We start from the raw sequence: 16,043 nt of genomic DNA on the forward strand, positions 1-16,043 counted from the left end.
ATTGTATTGACACAATGTAGCTTGCCGCTACAATAGAACGATACAATGCGCGCCGACGAAAGGTCTATGAAATGATTGTATCGGATACAATTTTCAAATCACCGCTTGGCCTCGCAGGGAAATCGAAATTCAAAGCACTGGCGCAGGCGATCCGTGAAGCAATCTTATCGGGACAATTGGCACCAGAGGCCAAACTGCCGCCCGTGCGTGATCTGGCCTATCAGATCGGCGTGACACCGGGGACTGTCGCGCGGGCCTATCAGCTGCTGACCGAAGAAGGTCGCCTGATCGCGGCTGTCGGGCGCGGCACCTTTGTGGCCCCCGCACAGCGCAGCCTGCGCCCGGCCAGCCCTGCGATTCTGGCGGCGGATGACCGCCTGTCACATGCCGCCGATGTGGCGCATCTGCTCAGCCCGAAGATGCCGGACATGGGGCAGGGGCAGATGATCCGCGATGCGCTGCACCATCTGGCCGAGACCATGCCGACCGAACACCTGCTGCGCTATCCTGACCGGCAGACCGATCTGGCCGCGCGCAGGGCTGTTGCGGCCTATCTGGGCGTCGAACGGGTTGGCGCGTTCACGGTTGACGACATTGTCACCGCCCATGGCGGGCAAAGTGCTGTCGTGATGATCCTGCAAACCATCCTGCATGGCGCGCGCCCTGTCGTGGCGGTCGATGCGCTGAGCTATGGCGGCTTTCGCTATGCCGCTGCGATGTGCCGCGCCGATGTGGTGGGCGTGCCCTGGGATGCGGAGGGGCCTGACCCCGCGGCCTTTGAGGCGTTGATCAAGGCGCAGAGCGTGCAGGTCTTTTGCACCTCGTCCGAGGTCTGCAACCCGACGGTGCGGCACACGACCCCCGCGCGCCGGACCCAGATCGCACGGATCGCGCAGCGGTACGGCGTGCATGTGCTGGATGACGATTGTTGCCGGCTGATGCGCTCGGCACATATCGGGCCCAGCTATCGCGCCTTGCTGCCCGATCTGGGCTGGCATGTGGTTTCACCGGCAAAATCCATCTCGGCGGCGCTGCGGATCGGGTTTGCGCTGCCCCCGCAGGGCTGGACATCGGCGCTGGTGCGCACCGCGACCTTCAGTTCCTTTGGGGTGACGCGATTGATGACCGATCTTTATGCCCATATCCTTGCGCAACCCGGGATCGACGCCGTACTGGATGCGGTCAGGGACCGGATTGCGCAGGATATCCGTGCGGCCGTCAATGTGCTGGGCATGTACAAGCTCAGCTGGTCAGAGGACGTGCCGTTTGTCTGGCTGGAACTGCCTTTGGGCTGGCGCAGCGGGGAATTTCTGCAAGCGGCTGATGCCGCGGGCGTGCTGATCAAATCCGCCGATGATTTTGCCCTGCGCGACGGGCGCAGCGTGCATGCGGTGCGCATTGCGGTGAACGGGCTGGTGCCGCATCAGACCTTTGTGGACGCGATGCATGTGCTGCGCGATCTGCTGGCCCATCCGCCACAGCGGATTTCGGTATAGTTTTGTGGGGTATTATGATACCTAATTTGCAAGGCGCTGTTATTGCATGATTATTTCAGATAAACGCCGCTTGACGCGCATTTCATGGCGCTTATAAGCCACCTATCCGAATGACCGTGGCGTTGCGCCACCACAAACCTTCTGGTGAGATATGAAAACCTTTACCGCTACCCCGGCGGATATCGACAAGAAATGGATCCTGATCGACGCTGAAGGCGTTGTTCTGGGCCGTCTTGCCTCGATCATCGCCATGCGCTTGCGCGGCAAGCACAAACCATCTTTCACACCGCACATGGATATGGGCGACAATGTGATCGTGATCAACGCCGAGAAAATCCAGATGACCGGTAACAAGCGCGATGAGCGTTATTACTGGCACACTGGCCACCCCGGCGGGATCAAGTCCAAGACCAAGGCAGAAATCCTTGAAGGCAAGCACCCCGAGCGCGTGATTGAAAAAGCCGTTCAGCGTATGCTGCCCGGTGGCAAGCTGTCGCGCCAGCAAATGACCCATCTGCGCATCTTCGCAGGCGCGGAACATGGCATGGAAGCCCAAAAGCCCGAAGTTCTGGATGTCAAATCTATGAACCCGAAGAATACGAGGACCGCATAATGGCCGATCAAGTCAATTCGCTCGAAGAGCTGGGGCAGGTCGCAGAAGGTGTGGAGGCTGTCGTAGCCCCCGTCGCCGCCCCCCGTGAACCCGTCCGCGATGCGCTGGGTCGGTCCTATGCCACCGGCAAGCGTAAAGATGCGGTTGCCCGCGTCTGGATTCGCCCCGGTTCCGGCAAGGTCACTGTCAACGGCAAGGAAATGAAGACTTATTTCGCGCGCCCCGTGTTGCAGATGATCCTGGCACAGCCATTCTCGATCGCCGGCGTTGCCGGTCAGTTCGACGTGGTTGCCACCGTCAAGGGCGGCGGTCTGTCCGGTCAGGCCGGTGCGGTCAAGCATGGCGTGTCCAAGGCGCTGCAGCTTTATGACCCAAGCTTGCGCCCCGCGCTGAAAGCTGCCGGTTTCCTGACCCGCGACAGCCGCGTCGTGGAACGCAAGAAATACGGCAAGGCCAAGGCGCGCAAGAGCTTCCAGTTCTCCAAGCGCTAACAGCGAACGACATATTTTGTCATATAAAACAAAGGGTTGCATATTTTGCAGCCCTTTTTTTGTGCGTAGCAGAATTATAGCAGACGCAGTGTGTGTTGACGTTATGGTTTAGTGATTTTAGCATATCTGTAGCGTTTCAGGTTGCTATTGGAGTGTGCTGTTGGCGTTTTATGAAGATAAAAGAGAGCATTACGGTGGTGCGCTTGTGCTGTTTAGGCGCAATCTTGCTGTCGCTGTTCCCAACGCTAAAACGCATAGACAAGCAAATTGGTATATGCGTTTGAAGATTGGCGGACGCAAAGGCTATGTGACACGCAGCACGAAACTTACAATTTACGAAGATGCTTATGAATATGCGAAGAGCGAGTTGTTGCGCTTACAGCAGGCAGCAAAGTTAGGGCATAGTTTAGACGAATACACGTTTGAACAGCATTGGCAGAACTGGTTTGAACGAAATGTAAAGAACGGCACGTGGACAGCGAGTAGGCAGTATTGGCACGACAAATACGCTGCACGTTATTTTAAGCAGTATTTTAAGAACAAAGACGGCACGAGTATGCTGTTGAACGACATTACGCCAAGTGTTGCGAGTGGATATTGGGATTGGCGTATTGGTTTTTGGGACAGTGCTGAAGGCAAAGCACTGCAGAAATTCAATCCTAAACGGCGTGATGCTAAAACACGTGGCACAAACAATGTACGCAAAGCACCAGCAACGAAAACGCTGATGATGGAACAAAGCGCACTTAATCAAATATTTTTTGATGCGTTTGAGCGTGGACGTTTGCAGCAAGTGTTTAAGATGCGTGCGCCAGCGAAAAATAGAACACCAGCAAGACGTGCAGGATTTGACGCTGAAGAATATGGCACGCTCACACGCTATCTGCGCAGTTATAGGGATTGTGTGGGTGTGTTTGCAGACAAGCGTTTGAATACTTGGCACAAGATACAGCGACAGCAGATGTATTACTTTGTGCTGTTTTTGGCGAACAGTGGACTGCGTGTTGGCGAAGCACGTGAGATGCTGTGGAGTGACATTAAGTTTGATGTGGCTGTTGATGGCAGCGACAGTGTGATTGCAGAAGTGCGTGTAAGCAAAGACACGAAAAAGGGCGAGGCACGTTTTGTACAAACACAGCCTAACGCCAACAATCTATTAACGCGTTGGCGAGATGCAACGCCGTATAACAAGCACAACGACTTGGTGTGGTTTGGGCAAGTGGATGCTGAGACACGTGAAGTGAACAAGTTTGTGGATTTAAACAGAGGTTTTCAGATATTTTTGAGGCGTGTTCCGTATAACGAACGTGTGGATGGATTGTTGTATGATAGGGACGGCGACAAGCGCAGTTTATACAGTTTGCGGCACACTTACGCGACGCTGCGTTTGGAAAAGGGTGATGTGAGTATTTACGATTTGGCAATGAATATGGGCTGTAAAGTTGCGCAAATCGAAAATCATTATAGTCACGTGCTTACACAGCAGCGCAGACACGAAATTACGAAAACAAAGCGAAAGACAGCAGCAGTTGTTGAAGACGTTGTGGATGCAGAAAATGGCTTTGCGCTTGAAGCACTAAAGCGTTTTAGGCGTGGCGAGTTAAGTGAAGCAGCACTGTTTGAGATAATGAAACTGCCGTAATAGGATAATAGTCACATTTTTTACGCGCTGAAGCGATATGGAGATGAAAAATGGAATTTTTATTAGCTACTGCGCTCCTTGCAAGTATAGTCGCTCTATTAAAAGTAAGAAGAAATTTAGCAAATGCTATCTTTCAAAATTCGAACTTAGAGCGCGTAGCAAATCAAGCACGTGCAGCAGACAATGCACTACTTATTTCGGTGCTGTCGCGTGAAATTGCAAATGAGTTGATGGAAAGAGATACAGACAAGTACAAGAGAAATTTTGAACGGCTTTATGATAAATGGAACGAGATAAAGGCGAAGGATGTAAAATCGCAGCGAGCATATTCTGAAATAATTACATCAAAATATAGAAGTTTTCTGGATTTTGATGAAATTGGGACAAAAGCACATGTTCTTTATGCTGACGCTTTTAGTTGGAAGAGTGATGAGGAATTATGGGAGCTATACGAAAGTATCAGGCTCTACGATGCGCTTAGCTGCGAACTGGATGATGAGTGGCGCTTGCATGGCACTGGCATTTATAAAAATGAATTAGAGCATCTACACACGTACTGTAAAAAGCTCAGCGACACAAAGTTGATAGCGCACTTGTACAAAGCTCGGGAGCAGTTCGACTTATTGAGAAAATTTAATGTTGAGGAAAACAATGAAGGTGAGTGGAGGTATCAAACGCAGGATTATAAGTTTAAAAGAGTTGCTGATTTTACTGAAAGTAGATGGGGCGTGTACGTTAAAAATATGGATAGATATGGAATGTGGGGCTTGTTTGTTGATGAACAACGCGCTTATACAAGCTTTTATGCGGCCGATAAGGATTTTAACGAAGGATATTTGGATTGTTTGCATATGAGGATTTACGTAGATGCACGCGAGTACAGGGGTGTTGAAAAAGAAACGTTCTAATATGTAGGCGGAAGTTGATAAAGATTTTGAGGAGTGCTAAATTTAGCTTATTGTATTTTTGCCATCTTTGTTAGCGCCATGCATAAAAATAGCAATTATTAAGAATGCACCTGGCAAAAACAATGCGATTGGAAGCCAAGCCCACCAACGTCTGCCTTTGTAATGAATGATAATAGATGGCGCGATTAGCCAAATAAAAGCCATAAAAAAAAGCGCAAAAATTTCGTCAATGTTCATGTTCTGCTCCGCAGCGTAATAATTCAACTTACACCAACTCAACAGCGTTTGCCAACTGTTCTGCATTTACGTCAATATATCGCTGTGTTGTTGAAATGCTGCTGTGCCCAGCAAGTTCTGCAAGCACACGCACCCCAACGCCTTTGTTTGCCAAGCGTGTAATAAACGTGCGCCTGCCGCTGTGCGAACTTGCATCTTTCAAACTGCACGTTTTATAGATGTTGAGCAGCAGTTGGCACATTGTGTTGGCGCTGAAGAAATTGCCTTTTTGGCTGTAGAACAGTGCTGCTGATGGCGCTGTGTTGCGTAGGGCAGTGCGATACTGTGCAAGTTGTCTTTGCAGCGTCTTGTTCAAATATACTGTGCGTGTGCATCTGCCCTTTGTCTGTTCAGCAGCAAGCACAAAACTGTTTCGCACAGCACCTTGTTCGTCATACACGTCGCCAACACGAAGTGCAGCAAGTTCCTTTGCTCGTAAGCCAGCGTTTATACTGAATACGACGATGGTGGTATCACGCGCGTTGTGCTGACGTGTTGCGCAGTAAGCCAACACACGCTTAATCTCTGCGTCTTTCAACGTCTGTGCTTGTCGCATTGTTTGTCCTAAATATGTTGTTTTCCGTGTGTTTATTATATTTTCTGACATTGTGTTTGGACAACGATTGATTTGAAAAAATTGAATTGTTCGATTTCAATTGGTTAAAGCAGAATATCATATAATACTAATAGTATGACATTCTCGTTTATTTGCAGTGTGTTGTGTCTAAACAGTGTGTTTGAACCTACTGTTTTGTTTGAGTGTGTTTGAAATACTGTGTTGTAAGCAATACGAAACACTACGCCGTCCCCAAGCAAACGGCGTGTGCTGTCGTCTAAACTGTCTCTGCTAACTTCAGTCTGCATAAACAGCAGCGTGGGGAATAAATGTGTTGTCTATGTCCCAAGTGCTTATGTCGCCTACAATCTTCTGCTTGTCATAATGTGCCTCTTTTAGAACGTAGAAGTTTAAGCCTTTGCTGCTGCCTGTTATTGCTTGTGTCTGCACGTCTTCGCTTTGCCTACAGTTTGTCCAAGTATTCCTAAATATGCCGTCAATCGTTTCTGCTTGCCTAAAGTGCTTGGGGATATTGCCTAATATGATGTTGAAATGTGTTGTGAGTGCTGCTGCTTGCGCTGTGTTGACGGCTTCGATGGTTGTAAGTGCGAGTGGGCGATAGAGATGCGGCTTGCGGCGCACACAGTTTGGTTGGTTTGGATGCAGCGTTGTAGCAAGCACATTGAGTGTGTGCCGTAAGTCTTGCTTTGCAGTTTGCACACGTGTGTGCAGCGTTTGGGCTGACAAACGTGCTGGGCAAATGTTTGTGTGCGCAACGATATAGAACTGCGCCAAGTGTGCGTGTGCATCGAAAAACGTCTGTATGTCGTTCGCGTTGTAATTTCTCATCCATCAATTCCACTAAATACTCGTGTGCAAACACCAACACAGTGCTGCTGTGTATTTATGCGCAGAGGAGAATTTGATGACGAAAACGGTTTTGGATGAGATTAAAAATGCATTGATGGCTACAAATGCAGTGCAAGGCGAACAAGAGTTTTGCGTGGCGTGGTTGGGCAAGAACGCAAGTTATATGCGTGTTCTGCGCTTCCAGCAGTTGCAGCCAAGTGCAGATGCGTTGGCAGTGTGTGCAAGTAAATTGAATTACTACACACAGAGATTGGAACGCAGCAGTGACAGCAAGCACAAGCAGTGGGCACAGCGCTTTGCAGTGCTGCACAGCAAATGCACAACGGCACTAAACGAACAAGCACGGACAAAGTGGCAAGCAGCAGAACGAATGGGCGCTGTGTGAAATGGGTTTTACACGTAGAAAAAACGTGCTGCGGTTTTTGGTAGGGAACTACTTACAGTTTTGGGGTGGCAGTTTGGCACATATGGGGGTGTCACAGTGACTGCTTTGGCTGATGTGCAACGTGCGTTAAATGCAATACGCAGCATAACAAGTGAGGAGCAAGCAGCAGTGCGTTTGGAGGTGCTGCGTTTGATGGCGACAATGATTGCAGACGAGGCACGAGACATTGAGGGCGTGAAGGTGAAAGCAGCAAAGCGTAGCAAGCCGTTGCCAACAGTGCCTATGCCCAAGTCTACCAATGCACCCAAGCCAACCCAAGCAGTGCCAACACAGCAAGCGTCAGCACCGCAAGTATCTCAGCAAGACTTCGAACCCATACAAGCCACCAAGCCCATAGCACCCAAGTAGTGCTTACATCGGAAAACGATGTAAGAAGACGTTGCAGTAGTGGCGTATAGTACGTGTGTGCTTGCTGTATGGCGAGAGTTTGAGGGTAGGGTGCGTTAAGTGCTACACAGCAATAGAGGGCTGTGTGTGCGATTTTTTCTGGAAAACTGCAGATTTATTGTGTTTGAATAGGTTAAACGCTGCTTTGGATGAGTGGCATAGCGAGATTTGGAAAATGCTAAAAGTCACAAACATTTGCCCATTCGTGTTTTCAATAATGATTTATGCGACAGCAACAAGCGCTGATGTCGGAGTTATTGCCGCAGAAGATATGCCAGGCTGTGATTACTTCGTCGTTGAGACAATTAATGGCTATAGTCTGTTAGAATGGTACGGGGGAACTTGGGCTATTTGGGTTGGTGACAAAGTATACGGCGATTTAAGTTCTTATGGATTTACAGATATCGAAGTTGATGGAAGAGGCTTAATGAGGGTTTGGGTTGACGACTTTTGGATGAGTCGAAGTAGCGCTGCTGAACATTTTTTTGAAAAATGTGATTAATTTTGATGGCGACAATGATTGCAGACGAGGCACGTGACATTGATGGTGTGAAGGTGAAAACCGTACAGCCAAAGCGTGCCAAGCAGTTGCCAACGTTGCCTATACTCAATTCTGCCAACACCCCCAAGCCAACCCAAACAGCGCCAACACAGCAAGACTTCGAACCTATACAAGCCATCAAGCCCATAGCGCCCAAGTAGTGCTTACATCGGAAAACGATGTAAGGATGACGTTGCGGTGGTGGCGCACAGCGTGTGTAGCAAGCGTACAGTGGGGGTGAGGGCAGTGTGGTTGCTGTTGGCTGCTACACGCGAGTAGGGCACTATGTGTGCGTTTTTGGCGTGATATGTGGCGATTTGTATGGTAGCGAAGCCTTAGTTGCACAAGGGGCTCACTGGCATAGTGATGCTTGTAAGAAATAGGTTAAACGCCGCTTTTTATAAATTGCGCAGTCAGGCTGAAGTAAAAAGGAGGAATCATGAGATTTATCTTATTGGCTGCAATTGCTTTTAGTTGCATGGGCTTTTCGGCGTATGCTGACACAACGAGAGATTTTTTTCGCTTGTCGAATATCAAAGACGCGTTGGTTGATGGGGATTGTCAGCGTTATGGCGGATACAAATATCGCGGTGATGTAGCAAAGTTGGCTGTAGAGACAAGCAACAATGGGACAAAGATTGGCAATTATCGGAATGTGGTAAGATATGATGGAGGAATTTACGTGCTATGGAGTTATCGTTCTGGCTTAATTACGCGCACAATGGAGTGGTGTATATTTAAATAGCGATGCACCTGAAACGGACTACAGTTCAAATAGTCGCATTTTTTTAGCATACTATGTGAGAGCACTCTAAATATATGTTATTGTTGTCTTTTTTGAAATACCGAATAGCCAAGCGTTAAGCTGCTCACATTTCGAAAAAGGCCTGCATCTTGCAGGCCTTTTTTGGTTTCGGACCCTTGGACAATATTGGCTAAAAATGCAGCAAATGGTAAAATTTCCGTCGCTGATATCTCTGTTAACGCGAGTTTCATGTTGATCTTTCCCGCATGACAATGAAGATCGGCCCATGTTCAACAAACTGACATCATCCGAGGGCGGGCGTGGGCTGTTACTGATCAGCCCGCCGTTTTTCTATGCGCTGCTGTTGATGGCCTTCCCGCTGGGGGCGATCATCTTGTTCAGTTTCTGGACCCAGGATTTCATGGATGTCGATACGACATTCACGCTGAACAATTATCGCCAGATCATCGAACAGCCGATCTATGGCGCGCTGCTGCAACGCTCGCTGTTTGTGTCGGCGGTGGTGACAATGGTCACGGTGCTTTTGGCCTTTCCGATTGCCTATTTCGTGTCGTTCCATGTGCGCCCCGACCGCAAATCGCTATGGCTGTTCCTGATCACGATCCCGTTCTGGACCTCTTATCTGATCCGCGTGTTTTTGTGGAAGGTGATCCTGGGGTATAACGGCGTGATCAACACTGGCTTATTGAATATCGGTCTGATTGATGAACCGCTGACGTTCATCTTGTACAATATCAACGCGGTGATCATCACCCTTGCCCATGCCTTTGCGCCCTTTGCGATCCTGCCGATTTTCGTAGCTTTGGAAAAGATCGACCGGTCCCTGCTCGAAGCTTCGCGCGATCTGGGGGAAAACAAGGTGATGACGTTTTTCCGCGTGACCTTGCCCTTGGCGATGCCGGGCGTGGTGGCGGCGGTGCTGATCGTGTTTATCCCGACCATTGGCGATTATGTCACCCCTGAATTGATGGGCGGGGCCGGTGGCAAGCTGATTGCCAACATGATCCAAACCCAATTTCTGGCGCTGAATAATGCGCCGTTGGGCGCGGCACTGGCGGTGGTGGCGATGCTGTCGGTCACGGCGATCAGCCTTGTGTTCATCTTGCTCAACCGGCGCTGGCTGCGGGGCCGGTCATGAGCCTGCGTATTTATGCCATTGCCTATTTGGTGTTTCTTTATGCGCCGATCGTGCTGTTGCCGATCTTTGCCTTCAATGACGCGACGATCATAGCCTTTCCGCTGTCGGGTTTCACCACCGATTGGTTTGGCGAGTTGATGACCAACCGGTCGCTGCACACGGCGGTCAAGAATTCGCTGTTCATCGCGGTGATGACGGCGGTCCTGTCCACCTTGCTGGGAATCTGTGCCGCAAGGGCAGGGGCGATGTACCACTTTCCGGTCAAGGCGGGGATCATGGGGTTCATCATGCTGCCCTTGGTTTTGCCTGAAATCATCGTCGCTGTGTCCTTGCTGGTGGTGGTGGTGCAGATTTTCGATATGGGCCTGTCGAACTGGACGATCATCGCGGCCCATGTGCTGATCTGCACACCTTTCTGCATCGCCATCCTGAACGGCGCATTCCAGAACCTCGACCCCAGCCTGGAAGAAGCTGCAATGGATCTGGGCGAAAGCCGGTTTTCGGCCTTTCGTCTGGTCACGCTGCCCTTGGTGATGCCGGGGATCATTTCCAGCATGCTGATCGCCTTTACCATTTCGCTGGATGAATTCATCATCGCGTTCTTTTTGTCCGGCACCAGCCAGACGATGCCGGTCTATATCTGGGGCTTGATGCGGTTTCCGGCGTCACTGCCCGTTGTCATGGCGCTTGGCACCATTATGGTTGCGCTGTCGATCATCTTGTTGACCATTGCAGAGCTTTTGCGCCGCCGCGGCATGGCCCGCGCCGGTGTAAAAGACAAAGGGGGCTTTCTTTGACAGCTTTGATCACGCTCAAGGGCGTCAATAAATATTACGGCGATTATCATGCTTTGCGTGACATCGACCTGACGATCAATACGGGCGAGTTTTTCTCGCTTCTGGGGCCGTCGGGCTGTGGCAAGACCACATTGCTGCGCACCATCGCGGGCCTCGAGGATGTGTCCGACGGGGTCGTGATGATCGGCGGCAAGGATATGCGCGGCGTCTCCGCCAATTTGCGCCCGACCAATATGGTGTTTCAATCTTATGCGATCTTTCCGCATCTGAGCGTGGCGGAGAATGTGGCCTTTGGCCTGCGCAAGCGCACTGATCTGAACAAGGACGACAAGGCCAAGATGGTCGAAGATGCCTTGGCCATGGTTGGCTTGTCCGGCTATGGCAAGCGCGCCTCGCATGCCCTGTCGGGGGGGCAGCGTCAGCGGGTCGCCCTGGCGCGCGCGCTGATCCTGAAACCCAAGGTTTTGTTGCTGGATGAGCCTTTGTCCGCGCTGGACAAAAAGATGCGCGAACAGATGCAGGTCGAACTGATCCGCCTGCAACGCCATGTCGGCATTACCTTTATTCTGGTCACCCATGATCAGGAAGAAGCCTTGGTCATGTCCGACCGGATCGCCGTGATGTTCGAAGGCGAGATCGGGCAATTGGCTGATCCCGAAACGCTCTACCGTCGCCCCAATTCGCGGCGGGTTGCAGAATTCATCGGCAAGATGAACTTTTTGCGCGCTGATGTGCTGCAGGTCGGTGACACGATCGATGTCGATGTTGCCGGTCTTGGGCGTGTGTCGGTGAATGCCGAACAGGCGCCCATGGCGCTGCACAAAGGGGCCGCCGTGGCTGGTGTGCGCCCCGAGACACTGGCCATCTTGTTTGCGGGTGAAACAACCGAGCGCAAGCTGATCGACGGCGTGGTGGACGAGGTCGTCTATTACGGTGACATGACCTATTACGACGTGCGCATTGCAGGCGTGGACCAGCCGCTGAATATCGCGATGAAAAACCTGATCGGCAGGCCGGTGCTGGATGTCGGCACCAGGACCAAGGTGGTTTGGGACGAACGGTCGCTGGTTATTCTGGCGTAGGGTGGCGTGAAGTCCACCTTACCTGTCCGGCTGCGCCGGCGCTCCGCGGGGGATATTTAGGCTCGGAAGATCGGGTCAGTCGAGCACCATGGCAAAGCGCAGCCCCAGCGTTTCCAGCCCCGGATTGAGATCCTTCAGATCGCCATTGGACCGGTGATCCGCCAGCACGCTCAGCGTTGCGCCATTGTCAAAGCTATAGCCGACACCCAGCGCGCTGCGGAATTCCAAGGGCAGCCCAAGGTCCGGCCCATCGCCCTGCGCGTAAAGCCCCGGCATGAAAGACGCCTCGACAAAAAATGGCCCGTCGATCACCTTTTGTGTCGTCCATTTTGCACCAGCCCCGACCCACAGGCTGCCGTCACTGGTCGCACTGGCCCCGATCACCGGCTGGAACACGCCGTACCGGCGCGCCAGATCATAGGTGACATAGATTTCCTCGCTGATGCTGTCGTCCTGAAAGACCACGTCGCTGATCTGCAAAGCCGCACGCGCGGGCGCCTCTTGCAGCTGGTAGCAGCCGGTTGGACATTCATTCAGATAGGTATCGGTCAGACCGGTGATGAAAAAGATGATCGCGAAAGTTCCGTCCATGATGTGATCCTATGTATCGGGGTCAAGCAGGCCAAGCCCGCGCAGATAGATGCCAATGCCGGTTTCCAGCAGGTCATCGGGGGGAAAGGGACTTGTCCGGCCCGGATTGCCGCGCGCGAACAATTCCACCACCCCATGCGACATCGCCCAGACATGGGCGCTGAACATCTGCGCAGGCGGGCGTTTGTCGGCGGGGATATGTTGGCTGAGCGCGGCTGCCGCCTTTTCGAGCACGCCCATCGCGCGGGTCGCCACGGCATGTAATTCCGGCGAATGGTTGATCGACACGCCCGATTCGAACATTGCGATGTAATGCCCCGGATAGCGCCGCGCAAAGGCCAGATAGGCCCGCCCCGTCGCCCCGAACGCCGCCAGCGCCGACGGTTGCCCATCCGCAAAAGCATGGTCCATCAGATCGGCGAAAATGGCATAGCCTTCTTGGGCGGCAGCGGCGATCAAGTCTTCACGCCCGGCGAAATGCCGATAGACCGCCGCGGGGGTGACACCTGCCTCGCGCGCGGCTTCGGATAGGGTGAACCCTGTTGGCCCGCGTATTTCGATCAGCCGCAGACAGCCGTCGATCAATGCGGCGCGCAGATTGCCGTGATGATAGCCCCGCTTAGTCATGCCACAGATCGGGGCCACCGGCGATTTTGGGGTCCATAACACCCAAAGCATCGACATCTTTGCGTTTGTAATCAAGCTGATGCAGGATCGACCTGATCACATTTATCCGCGCGCGCAGCTTGTCATCGCCCCGCACGACGGTCCAGGGTGCAAATGTCAGATGGGTCCGGTCCAGCGTTTCGCGGATCGCGTCAGAATACGCATCCCACAGCGCCAAACCGTCAACATCAATCCGGCTGAGTTTCCATTGCTTGAGAGGGTCTTGCTCGCGGTCCAGAAACCGCTGCAATTGCGTCGCCCGCCCGATATTGAGCCAGATCTTGAACAGGATGATCCCTTCATTGGCCAGCATATGCTCGAATTGAGGAAGCTGCGCAAACCAGCAGGCGCGCTGTTCCGGCGTGCAGAACCCGAACACATGTTCGACAACGCCGCGATTGTACCAGCTGCGGTCGAACAGGGTGATTTCGCCCTTGGCGGGCAGATGCGCGACATAGCGTTGGAAATACCATTGGGCCGCCTCGTGATCGCTGGGCTTGGGCAGGGCAACAAGGCGCGCGCCGCGCGGGTTGAGGTTTTCGCGGAACCGTTTGATCGTGCCCCCTTTGCCTGAGGCGTCGCGTCCCTCAAAAACCACCACAACGCGTTGGCCGGTGTCGCGGACCCAGGCCTGCATCCTGACCAATTCGACCTGAAGCCGGTTCATCGCATCGGTGTAATCATCCTTGTCGTACCGACTGTCATAGGGAAAGTGCGGGTTGAGGATGCCATCCTTGGCCCTACCCTTGATCAGGTCACGGATGGCCTGCGGCGCGTCTTGGTTAAAATAGCGGCTGATCGCGCCGTCGAATGGCCGTTCCATGAAATTCTTTCGCGGTTTGTCGCACCAGTATGGGGGTGCGCGCCGCCTAGCGCAATCCGGCGCGGGCTGCGGCGCGGTCGATGGCGGCAATCGCCTCAGGCTGGCGGGAATGATGAGGCTGGTGGCCGATGCCCTCCAGCCGGACCAGATTGGCGGTGGGCGCGATCTTGATCAGCTCTTCGGCATGCACATGGATCGGCACGACCGTATCGGCGGTGCCATGGATGATTTCAATCGGGATCGTGATCTGCGGGTAAAGCTCCGCCATCTCTACGACAAAGGGGCGCAGGGTATTGACCTGCCGCACATTGGCGCGAAACGCGCCGGGGCGTAGAGCCAGCTCGCCCCCCAGATGGGCGATATAGCCCGCGGGCGGCGCTTGGGGCGCAAAGGTGGTGGCGACAACATCATCCACCTTGCTTTTGGGAGTAAAGGCGCTGATCAGCGGGATCACCACACCGCCCAGCGCGCTGCCGTTGACCATGTAATAAGACCCAAGGTCGCCGGGCCAGGGCATGGCAACACCGCCGTAAGATACCACCGCGCTGGCATTGGTCGGATCAACGCGGTCCAGACCGGTCGTGGCCCATGCCAGGGCAACAATGCCACCGAAACTATGCCCGACGACGATTGGTGCGGTGATGCCCAAAGCGCCTGCCGCCTCGCGCAGCATGGCAACCTGTGCTGCGGGGCTGTCGCCTTCAGTGACAAAAGCGCCTGTCGCGATCCCCGGCACCCGGTCGGTATAGCCCATGCCGGGGCGGTCAAAGGCGGTCACGCGGTAGCGGTCGGTCAGGTGATCCATCAGCGAAAAGGTGAAATCGCGCAGATTGCCGCCCGCGCCATGCAACAAGATTACATCCGGCCCTTGCCCCGCCTGCACATAATGAACGCGCCCGCCTGTCACCTCGACAAAGTTGCCCACCGGCGGAAAGGCCGCTGTGATCCTGTCAGCGCGCAGCGCGGCAATGCCAGTGGTCAGCACCGCCCCAAGGCCCAGCGCGAACGCGCCAAGGGTGATCGCCTTAAGTGCCAATTTTATCCAGATCGAAATAGGTGGTCTGATAGATTTCGTTGATCCAATTGCCATAAAGAAGATGCGCATGGCTGCGCCAGCGGTTCTGTGGTGCCTGCAACGGGTCGTCACCCGGATAGTAATTGACCGGCACATTGATCGGCGTGCCATTGGCGATATCGCGGTCATATTCCTGTTTGAGCGTGGTCGTATCATATTCGAAATGGTTAAAGATATAGAGCGCGCGATGTGCTGCATCCTCGACCAGCGCCGGCCCGGCCTCGGCGCTGGTGATCAGGGTTTTCAGCCCCGCCACGGCGTCGATCTCATCCTGACGCATTTCGGTCCAGCGACTGACGGGGATCACGCAATCATCCGAAAAGCCGCGCAGATAGGGGGAACCGGCGGCAGTGGTGTGATGGTGCAAGCAGCCGAACAGTTTTTGGTCCAGCAGGTGTTTTTCGACCCCGTGGAAATAATTGATCATCGCCATCCCGCCCCAGCAGACGCCAAAGGTGGAATGCACATGGGTCTGGGTCCAGTCAAAGACCTGCGTCAGCTCGTCCCAATAGGTGACATCGTGAAACGGCAGATGTTCGATCGGCGCGCCGGTGATGATCAGCCCGTCGAATTTTTCGTCGCGTACATCGGAAAAGGGTTTGTAAAACTCTTCCATATGTTCGGCGGCGGTGTTGCGGGTCTGGTGTTCGCTCATCCGGATCAGTGAAAACTCGATCTGCAAAGGTGTCGCCCCGATCAGGCGGGCGAACTGGTTTTCGGTCTGGATTTTCTTGGGCATCAGGTTCAGCAATGCGATCCGCAAGGGGCGGATATCTTGGCGCGCGGCAGTCACCTCGTCCAGCACCATGACGCCTTCTTTGGACAGGACATCATAGGCGGGCAGGGCGGATGGCAATTTAATTGGCATGAACGTTATCCT

Annotated in this window: 20 protein-coding genes; 11 read left to right on the forward strand and 9 right to left on the reverse strand. The window is 53.2% G+C overall.

Annotation, left to right across the window (positions count from 1 at the left end; translation table 11 throughout):
* Positions 1–71 precede the first annotated feature (71 nt).
* From SKA53_RS04340 to SKA53_RS04360, 5 genes are all read left to right on the forward strand, one after another.
* Entirely contained in the window at positions 72–1,496 is a 1,425-nt protein-coding gene (locus SKA53_RS04340) for a PLP-dependent aminotransferase family protein (protein WP_007204843.1), read from the forward strand.
* Positions 1,497–1,647: 151 nt separating this feature from the next.
* Positions 1,648–2,109: a 50S ribosomal protein L13 gene (rplM, locus tag SKA53_RS04345; RefSeq protein WP_007204844.1), complete on the forward strand. Its 462-nt coding sequence runs from the start codon at positions 1,648–1,650 to the stop codon at positions 2,107–2,109.
* The gene (rpsI, locus tag SKA53_RS04350) at positions 2,109–2,600 is read left to right on the forward strand and encodes a 30S ribosomal protein S9 (RefSeq protein WP_007204845.1); all 492 of its coding nucleotides are present in this window, start codon (positions 2,109–2,111) and stop codon (positions 2,598–2,600) included. The genes rplM and rpsI overlap by 1 nt, the downstream gene beginning before the upstream one ends.
* Positions 2,601–2,760: 160 nt before the next feature.
* The gene (locus tag SKA53_RS04355; RefSeq protein WP_040483122.1) at positions 2,761–4,242 is read left to right on the forward strand and encodes a tyrosine-type recombinase/integrase; all 1,482 of its coding nucleotides are present in this window, start codon (positions 2,761–2,763) and stop codon (positions 4,240–4,242) included.
* A gap of 50 nt (positions 4,243–4,292) precedes the next feature.
* Positions 4,293–5,150 (forward strand): hypothetical protein, encoded by an 858-nt coding sequence (locus tag SKA53_RS04360; RefSeq protein ID WP_131494572.1) that lies wholly within the window; start codon positions 4,293–4,295, stop codon positions 5,148–5,150.
* Between the two features lie 42 nt (positions 5,151–5,192).
* Here the strand turns inward: SKA53_RS04360 and SKA53_RS04365 are convergent, their stop codons facing one another.
* The 3 genes from SKA53_RS04365 to SKA53_RS15155 form a co-directional block, all read right to left on the reverse strand.
* On the reverse strand, positions 5,193–5,387 hold the full coding sequence (locus SKA53_RS04365; protein WP_131494573.1) for a hypothetical protein: 195 nt from the start codon (positions 5,385–5,387) through the stop codon (positions 5,193–5,195).
* 28 nt (positions 5,388–5,415) lie between these two features.
* Positions 5,416–5,982, reverse strand: coding sequence for a tyrosine-type recombinase/integrase (locus SKA53_RS04370; RefSeq protein ID WP_040482791.1), 567 nt, complete (start codon positions 5,980–5,982; stop codon positions 5,416–5,418).
* A gap of 297 nt (positions 5,983–6,279) precedes the next feature.
* Positions 6,280–6,831 carry a hypothetical protein gene (locus SKA53_RS15155; protein WP_007204849.1) on the reverse strand — a complete coding sequence of 184 codons (552 nt, stop codon included), beginning with the start codon at positions 6,829–6,831 and terminating at the stop codon, positions 6,280–6,282.
* Positions 6,832–6,907: 76 nt separating this feature from the next.
* Here SKA53_RS15155 and SKA53_RS04375 point away from each other — a divergent pair, with 76 nt between their 5' ends.
* The 3 genes from SKA53_RS04375 to SKA53_RS15400 all read left to right on the forward strand — a co-directional run bounded on the left by SKA53_RS04375 (position 6,908) and on the right by SKA53_RS15400 (position 8,970).
* Complete coding sequence (locus SKA53_RS04375; RefSeq protein WP_007204850.1) at positions 6,908–7,237, forward strand: DUF6626 family protein; 330 nt, start codon at positions 6,908–6,910, stop codon at positions 7,235–7,237.
* Positions 7,238–7,901: 664 nt separating this feature from the next.
* The gene (locus tag SKA53_RS15395) at positions 7,902–8,186 is read left to right on the forward strand and encodes a hypothetical protein (protein WP_207327919.1); all 285 of its coding nucleotides are present in this window, start codon (positions 7,902–7,904) and stop codon (positions 8,184–8,186) included.
* A gap of 478 nt (positions 8,187–8,664) precedes the next feature.
* On the forward strand, positions 8,665–8,970 hold the full coding sequence (locus SKA53_RS15400) for a hypothetical protein (RefSeq protein WP_131494575.1): 306 nt from the start codon (positions 8,665–8,667) through the stop codon (positions 8,968–8,970).
* 77 nt (positions 8,971–9,047) lie between these two features.
* On the opposite strand, the gene SKA53_RS15505 is transcribed toward SKA53_RS15400, so the two are convergent.
* A complete protein-coding gene (locus tag SKA53_RS15505; RefSeq protein ID WP_165474485.1) occupies positions 9,048–9,221 on the reverse strand; it encodes a hypothetical protein in 174 nt (57 codons plus the stop codon).
* A gap of 35 nt (positions 9,222–9,256) precedes the next feature.
* Here SKA53_RS15505 and SKA53_RS04385 point away from each other — a divergent pair, with 35 nt between their 5' ends.
* From SKA53_RS04385 to SKA53_RS04395, 3 genes are read left to right on the forward strand one after another with little or no spacing between them, the layout of a single operon-like run.
* The gene (locus tag SKA53_RS04385; RefSeq protein WP_007204852.1) at positions 9,257–10,129 is read left to right on the forward strand and encodes an ABC transporter permease; all 873 of its coding nucleotides are present in this window, start codon (positions 9,257–9,259) and stop codon (positions 10,127–10,129) included.
* The gene (locus SKA53_RS04390; protein WP_007204853.1) at positions 10,126–10,926 is read left to right on the forward strand and encodes an ABC transporter permease; all 801 of its coding nucleotides are present in this window, start codon (positions 10,126–10,128) and stop codon (positions 10,924–10,926) included. The genes SKA53_RS04385 and SKA53_RS04390 overlap by 4 nt, the downstream gene beginning before the upstream one ends.
* The gene (locus SKA53_RS04395) at positions 10,923–12,008 is read left to right on the forward strand and encodes an ABC transporter ATP-binding protein (protein ID WP_040482792.1); all 1,086 of its coding nucleotides are present in this window, start codon (positions 10,923–10,925) and stop codon (positions 12,006–12,008) included. Before SKA53_RS04390 ends, SKA53_RS04395 begins: the two co-directional genes overlap by 4 nt.
* Positions 12,009–12,083: 75 nt before the next feature.
* On the opposite strand, the gene SKA53_RS04400 is transcribed toward SKA53_RS04395, so the two are convergent.
* From SKA53_RS04400 to metA, 5 genes are read right to left on the reverse strand one after another with little or no spacing between them, the layout of a single operon-like run.
* Entirely contained in the window at positions 12,084–12,599 is a 516-nt protein-coding gene (locus SKA53_RS04400; RefSeq protein WP_007204855.1) for an acyloxyacyl hydrolase, read from the reverse strand.
* 9 nt (positions 12,600–12,608) lie between these two features.
* Entirely contained in the window at positions 12,609–13,226 is a 618-nt protein-coding gene (locus SKA53_RS04405; protein ID WP_007204856.1) for a TetR/AcrR family transcriptional regulator, read from the reverse strand.
* Positions 13,219–14,088, reverse strand: a complete 870-nt coding sequence (ppk2, locus tag SKA53_RS04410; RefSeq protein WP_007204857.1) for a polyphosphate kinase 2 — start codon at positions 14,086–14,088, stop codon at positions 13,219–13,221. The genes SKA53_RS04405 and ppk2 overlap by 8 nt, the downstream gene beginning before the upstream one ends.
* 46 nt (positions 14,089–14,134) lie before the next feature.
* Complete coding sequence (locus SKA53_RS04415) at positions 14,135–15,124, reverse strand: alpha/beta fold hydrolase (protein ID WP_007204858.1); 990 nt, start codon at positions 15,122–15,124, stop codon at positions 14,135–14,137.
* A complete protein-coding gene (metA, locus tag SKA53_RS04420; RefSeq protein ID WP_007204859.1) occupies positions 15,114–16,031 on the reverse strand; it encodes a homoserine O-acetyltransferase MetA in 918 nt (305 codons plus the stop codon). The genes SKA53_RS04415 and metA overlap by 11 nt, the downstream gene beginning before the upstream one ends.
* Positions 16,032–16,043 lie beyond the last annotated feature (12 nt).

This window comes from Yoonia vestfoldensis SKA53 (assembly GCF_000152785.1).
Lineage (GTDB): Bacteria > Pseudomonadota > Alphaproteobacteria > Rhodobacterales > Rhodobacteraceae > Yoonia > Yoonia vestfoldensis_A.